Below are 6,684 nucleotides of genomic sequence, written 5' to 3'. Positions count from 1 at the left end.
CAATTTACCAACATCAATATCGGGCAGGTTTATGAATACAAATTTAAGATGATGCCTATTGCCTACACCTGGGCTGAGGACCATAAGATCAAAATATTGATCACCAGCAGCAACTTTACCCGTTTCCAGGTAAATCCCAATCTTCCTATTGAAGACGGAGATTTTTTCAGAAGAAAACCAGGGGATGGACAAACCTACGTTTTTAATGGTGCAGCAATGTCTCCGAGAACTGCAGTTCAAAGGATTTCTTTTTCTGATATTTATCCTACAAATATAGACCTTCCGGTATATTTTAATAGCGTAACTTCCATAGATGAAGAAACCACTGCAATTAAAATAAAATTAGATGCGCTGATCTATCCCAACCCTTCAACGGACAATATTTCAATTTATATGAACCGGAACGGCAGCTATGAGGTATCGGTAATTAATGTTTTAGGGCAGAAGATATTTAATGCCGAATTTAAAGATCAGATAAACATCAATGTTAGTGATTTTGGAAAAGGGATGTATTTTGCAGAGATCAGGTCTTTAAAGGGAAATAGCCCCGGTTTGGATGGGACAAAGATTGTCAGGAAAATTTCGGTGCTGTGAGCTGGGAACTGGATACTGGATAATGAAACCACGAATTACACTAATTTAATTTGTGTAATTCGTGGTTAAAAAAAAGAAGACAAATACCGTGGTAAAAAAACAAAAACCGGTCTTTAATGAACTGCTTGCACGACAAACATTAGTAACTAAAATCGTAACCTATACGATAGCTCTTTTTTTTACTATTGTATTGTTAATAACGTGGCAGGTATTTGAGGTAAGGCACCCCTTAGTTATCATATCTGGTATTTATATTGTCTGTATTATTGCCAACATATTGCTTTACAGGTTCCACAATAAACATTATCTCACCTATCAGATACTCATTGTGTTGTCTTATATAGAGATGGTCTCTTTAACCTGCTTTACAGGTGGTATTGTAAGTCCTGCAATATTTGTATTAACTATATTTCCCATCGCTGCATTTTCAACCAGCAGAAAACAGGGAATCTATTGGTCGGTGATAGTTCTCTTATCAATCATGATGATCTATGGAGCTGATAGCTTCAGCATTCCTGTTAAAAGCATTATCTCTGCCGAAAGACAAAATATTTTTTTCTTTGTAATAGCATTGTTTACGATGGCATTAAGCATTACGATATCTTATCTGGTAAATCGGTCTACATTTGATGTGCACCGGGCATTTGACAGGGATTCAAAAGAGCTGGAAGAAAAAAAGAAGCGCCTTGATAATTTGGTAATGCTGGTAAACTATTCAACCGACCTGATGTGCGTTGTTGACCTGCAGACATTGACTTTTGATGAGGTCAACCCCATGTTTAACATATTATTAGAATATGAATTATCAGAAGTCAGAGGGAAAAAAATTACTGACTTTATCAATACTGATTCCCTTCCTGCCATATTAACCTCTGATCAGGTTGCTATCAAAGATGACCAGTTGATAGAATTTGATAGTAAAATTAAGTCTAAATACGGAAAGAAAATTTTTTTTCATTGGACCGCAGTAGCTAAAGATGATAAATTGTATGCGAATGCGCGTGAAGTGAAGATGAAAAAGAAATAGGCAGTTGACAGTTGACAGTTGACAGTTGACAGTTGACAGTTGACAGTTGACAGTTGACAATATTGCCTACTGTCAACTGCCTACTGCTTTTATACGCCATGCGCTCAAACTCTAACTCCAATCACCAGAATATCATCTGTTTGTTCGATTTTCTCATCTTTCATCCATTCACTGATTCTTTTATCTAAAATTGATCTTTGTTCTTCCATCGGAAGGTGATGAATGCTTATGAGTAATTCTCTGAATTGTTTGTATTTGAATTTCTGGTCTTTTGGCCCTCCAAACTGGTCAGCATATCCATCGGTAAAAATATAAAAAATGTCGTCTTTTTGAAGTTCAAATTCGTGATTGGTAAATTTTTGCTGTATTTCACTGATGTTACCAATCGGGAACCTATCGGCTTTTATTTTTATACATTTCTTGTTTCTGATCAAATATAAAGGGCTATATGCCCCGGAATATTGTAATTTTACCCCTTTATTATTAGAGGAAAGTGCACATAAAGCTATATCCATCCCATCTTTTGTGCTGGAAGCTTCACCAGTCTGCCTGAGCGCATTGCCTACAGATTTATTCAATTCATTAAGTATATCAGAAGCTTTACTTGTTCCATGTTCTAAAACTGCCTGGTTAAGCATATTATACCCGATTATTGACATGAATGCACCGGGTACACCGTGCCCTGTACAATCTACTGCTGAAATATAGACGGTACCATTCTGGCTTTCTAACCAGTAAAAGTCACCACTGACGATATCCCTGGGTTTAAATAATACAAAAGCGTCATTGAGAAGGGATTTTACAAGCTCATCTGGTGGAAAAATGGCAGTTTGAATTCTGCGGGCATAATTTATACTATCTGTTATGTCCTTGTTCTTTTCAGTAATCACATCATAAGCTTCTTCCAGTTTTTTACTTTTTTCCAGAATATTGTCCCGTTGCGTTTCTATTTCCTCCTTTCGTTGTAATATCTCTGCAGTAGCTTCCTTGATCTTTTCTCTCATGATCCGGTCATTTTCTCCCAGGTTGGTACGCATCTTTAGAAGCTCCTTGCCCAAAGTATCCTCTTCACTTAACGGTACATATTTAGATTGGAAATTTCCACTTCCCACTTCATTTGCAAAATCAGTTGTACGTTTTATTCCCTCAACCATAGAATTTAATGCAACAGACATTTCTCCAATCTCGTCAGTTCTGGTTTCATTCATCTTTTTCCTGGGGATCAGGCCTTTACCTAATGATAATAATATATCTTTGACTTCAAAAATTGGTTTTACGATTGATCTGCGGGTAAAGAATGCAGCTAATATTGCTCCCAGCAGTAAAAGTATGCCTGTGACAATAACATTTCTTTTTAATTTTGCAATTTTTTTCTGTATTATATCACTTTCAGATATTGTTTTATATTTCTTTATCGAAATAAGATGCTCTAATTTTTCCAGGATTTGTTTGGTAAGTACATCAATCTCAAATTCAATCATATCGCTCATCGTAAATAAAATTGCAGCGTCTTCATAATCAGAAAAAGAGTTTAATTGGCTCATAATAAAGCGGTGTTTGGCGAATAGTGATTCTACAATTGTGAAAATGGTATCCCTGCTCAATTTTTCTTTTTCATCCCAATAGGTACTAGCGTTTAAAATTCTTAAGTTCACTCTCCTATAATCTTTATCAATCAAATCCCGTAATTTTTCTTTCTCCGGGTCATCAGCCTTTTTTGAAATGAATACCCAGTTATTAATGTACAACTTGGACTTGGCTATTAATGATTTAAAGTCTTCCAGAGCATCTATGGAAGGATTATAATCTTTTGTAATATTATCACTTATTTGCTTAATTTCGTTTACTGTATCATGCGTCAAATAAAAAATGATAAGCGTTAACAAGATTAACACACCAAATCCAGTACCAATTTTTTTCCCTATAGTAAACCTAAACTTCATAATTTGAAAATGTGCCTGCGCACCCCCGAGTACTCGGGGGCACACAGGTGTGATAATTAGCTAATCGGGTTTTATTCTTTCTTTTCTATTGTTTCTATCTTTTGTCTGATCTCATTAGATTTTTCATTATCACCAAGTCCATAGTAGATCCCTTCAAGTCCAATGAGCGTATTTTTTTTGTTCGGGGCTAATTTATACGCCTTTTGCATATATGGTAAAGATTCTTTGAATAATTCTATACACCTATCCTGTATTTCACCAATGGCAACGAAATCAACATCATAGTCCAGTTTGTTGATCAAATTTACCGCTTCATTGTAATATAAGATACCCAGGTTATAATTTGCTCGTACATTATCCGGTTCAAGCAAGATGGCTTTTTTGTATATTATTTTAGCTTTTGGCAAATATTTTTCTATGTTATCATCAACTTCCGATTTTCTTTCATATACCTGGGCAAGCATCAGGTATAATTCAATGTTTTTTGGATTCAGTTCTATGGCTTTTTTAAGTTTGTCTTCTAACGAATCTATCCTGTTCAGCTCTACGTAGTAGTTTACCTGAGTGATAAGTATTTCCTTATTATCAGGGTATCGCTGGTGCCCTTTTTCAAGAATATTTAAACTTTTTTCAATATTTCTTTCACTCCAGTAAATATTTCCAAGGTGTAAATAAGCAATAGGATTGTCATAATTCAAATTAATGGCTTGCTTGAGATACCCCTTTGCTTTTTCTACCTGCTTATCTTGCAAGGCGGCATAACCAACGTAAAATAAAGCGCTGGCATCCTGTTTGTCAGGCTCCGGTATTTTTATATATCCTAAATACTGTTCATAACTTATAATGGCAAACTTATAATTCCCCTTATTTAAAGCATTTGAGGCATCATCAAAGATTGAGCTTGCCAGATATTTGATCAATTCTTTGCAAAGGTCTGAATATTTTCTTTCACTGTCCAGGTCAATGGCTTTTTTTGCAGATTCAATAGATACTATACGAGCAGGAGAATCAGGATCGGCAGATTCCTTTTTAGTGTAAACATCCTTGTATATAAAACTCTTTAAGTACCAGGTTTCAGCATCGTTTATAGTGAGCTCATGCTCGCAAACCTTATCTATTGCCTGCTTTGCTTTGTCCAATTCACCATTGGTTAGATAATGATGCGCAACAGATCTAAGGCTGGGTTGAGCTTTTACCCCCGAGTACTCAGAGCATGTAAAACCAGCGATCAACAGTGATAGAATAAGCATCACAGGTTTGATACGAGATTTCAATATGTTTGCTAATACTAACAAAATAGTAATAATTTTAAATACTTATACGTTTATTCGTTTAAATCGTTATTGAAACAACTTTTTTACCCCCGCAATATGCGGGGCCAAGACGCAAAGTTTTTTTATAAAAATATAACCTTAGCGTCTCTGCGTCTTTGCGGTTATTTTTTTCCGGTACGGTACCACCTAATCCACGATAATAGCAAGCCGCGACAGGTTTGTGCTGACCAGTAAACCATACTTTTCTGCATTAGCTTCGTTTAATTCAAAATTCAGCTTGATATTAATAGCTACAAAATTGATCGCTGCACCTTTTTTCGCCATGCCTTCTTTTTCAGTGATTAGTAATGTACTATATCCTTTTATCTTGTCAATAACAGAGCTTAACTGCGCACTCTCTTTTCTTGGTATAAAAAGTATATTACACTCACTAATATCGTCAATAGTTTTATAATTTTTTACAACAATATCCTTTGTTCCTGCTTTTCTACCTTCTGCCATTTTTTTCATTTCATTCAGTATTTGTATCTCATCACCCAATATTCCTATCACAAAATCTCCCTGCCTGGAAGAGAGGGGCCATTCTATATATTTTGTAAAACGATAAATGAAAATAGTTTGAAGATGTGCAACTGCTTGCTTCGCATCGGGCTGCGCTAATGATTGAAAATTGAATATTAAATATTGAATATTGAATATGATGAGTATATAAATGATACGTCTGCTCATTGTGCTATTGTAACGATTTGTAAATAAATACATAAAAATCGTTCCAAATTTCTTAAATCCGATGCTAATTTGCAAATTATATATAAGAAAATATAAAAAACAGTTGGCAGTAGGCAGTTGACAGTAGGCAATATTGTCAACTGTCAACTGTCAATTGAGAACATGCTTTATCCTTATTATGATAGATTTTTAGTTGAAGCCGGGCTTGATGAGGCAGGAAGAGGATGCCTGGCGGGACCGGTAGTAGCTGCTGCGGTGATCATTCCAAAAGATTATAATGATCCGGAACTAAACGATTCAAAGCTATTAAGCAAAAAGCAAAGAGAAATGCACGCTAAAGAAATAAAACAAGAAGCTATAGCCTGGTCTGTAGCTGAAGTCTCTAATACGGAAATAGATGTTATGAACATATTAAATGCTTCATTTTTAGCGATGCATAGAGCTTTAGATAAACTTAATGGAAAATGGGATCAGAAAGGTAGAGGATTAGAATTATTACTTGTAGACGGAAACAGGTTTAAACAATACAAAAATATTCCCCATAGCTGTATCGTGAAAGGTGATGGGAAATATATGTCTATTGCTGCTGCATCTATTCTCGCTAAAACCTATAGAGATGACCTCATGGCGAAGCTTGCCTGTGATTTTCCTCATTATCGATGGGAAACAAATGTAGGATATCCAACAAAATTTCACAGAGAGGCGATTAAAATTTACGGAGTATGTGAGTATCATAGAAAAAGCTTTAAATTGTTGTATTAGATTCAAAATCAAATAAAGTTGGTTTTAGTCGGTTATTGATTAATGATTGAGGCTCTAATCTAATTGTTGAATGTTTTTTGTATCTTGCATCAAAAACTTATGTCACATACAGATGAAATCTTTAGACTTTTCAAAGCACTCTCAGACAGTGACAAGAGCAATATTGTCCTTTTATACAGTGAAGGTGTCGGACACCTGCCTTTTATGAGTTTTCGAATATTTTGGTAATATTTGTGATATTAATTAATTGTAGGTGTCCGACACCTATTTAATGTACACTACGCTAATTGGTACCTCCTGAAATCAAAAAAGTTAAGTTCCGAAAATTTTGGCAATTTACTAGTTCAAAACAAGG

The 6,684-nt window shown here is 35.2% G+C and carries 6 protein-coding genes; 3 read left to right on the top strand and 3 right to left on the bottom strand.

Annotated elements, in window-relative coordinates:
* A partial coding sequence (locus tag FVQ77_17025) for a T9SS type A sorting domain-containing protein (GenBank protein MBW8052006.1) occupies positions 1–594 on the top strand: 594 nt, incomplete at its 5' end.
* An 88-nt stretch (positions 595–682) separates the two neighbouring features.
* Positions 683–1,621: a hypothetical protein gene (locus tag FVQ77_17020; protein MBW8052005.1), complete on the top strand. Its 939-nt coding sequence runs from the start codon at positions 683–685 to the stop codon at positions 1,619–1,621.
* Positions 1,622–1,725: 104 nt separating this feature from the next.
* On the opposite strand, the gene FVQ77_17015 is transcribed toward FVQ77_17020, so the two are convergent.
* The 3 genes from FVQ77_17015 to FVQ77_17005 all read right to left on the bottom strand — a co-directional run bounded on the left by FVQ77_17015 (position 1,726) and on the right by FVQ77_17005 (position 5,642).
* On the bottom strand, positions 1,726–3,564 hold the full coding sequence (locus FVQ77_17015; protein ID MBW8052004.1) for a SpoIIE family protein phosphatase: 1,839 nt from the start codon (positions 3,562–3,564) through the stop codon (positions 1,726–1,728).
* A gap of 71 nt (positions 3,565–3,635) precedes the next feature.
* Positions 3,636–4,859 carry a tetratricopeptide repeat protein gene (locus FVQ77_17010; protein ID MBW8052003.1) on the bottom strand — a complete coding sequence of 408 codons (1,224 nt, stop codon included), beginning with the start codon at positions 4,857–4,859 and terminating at the stop codon, positions 3,636–3,638.
* A gap of 165 nt (positions 4,860–5,024) precedes the next feature.
* Entirely contained in the window at positions 5,025–5,642 is a 618-nt protein-coding gene (locus FVQ77_17005; protein MBW8052002.1) for a YfiR family protein, read from the bottom strand.
* A gap of 87 nt (positions 5,643–5,729) precedes the next feature.
* On the opposite strand from FVQ77_17005, the gene FVQ77_17000 reads away from it, so the two are divergent.
* The gene (locus FVQ77_17000; protein ID MBW8052001.1) at positions 5,730–6,329 is read left to right on the top strand and encodes a ribonuclease HII; all 600 of its coding nucleotides are present in this window, start codon (positions 5,730–5,732) and stop codon (positions 6,327–6,329) included.
* Positions 6,330–6,684 lie beyond the last annotated feature (355 nt).

This window comes from Cytophagales bacterium (assembly GCA_019456305.1).
Classification (GTDB): Bacteria; Bacteroidota; Bacteroidia; order Cytophagales; family VRUD01; genus VRUD01.
This window is presented reverse-complemented; position numbering and strand designations above follow the sequence as displayed.

Excerpts from the sequence above, each read along its gene's own strand:
- FVQ77_17015 (MBW8052004.1), bottom strand. The coding sequence starts at position 3,564 with ATGAAGTTTAGGTTTACTATAGGGAAAAAAATTGGTACTGGATTTGGT.
- FVQ77_17000 (MBW8052001.1), top strand. The coding sequence starts at position 5,730 with ATGCTTTATCCTTATTATGATAGATTTTTAGTTGAAGCCGGGCTTGAT.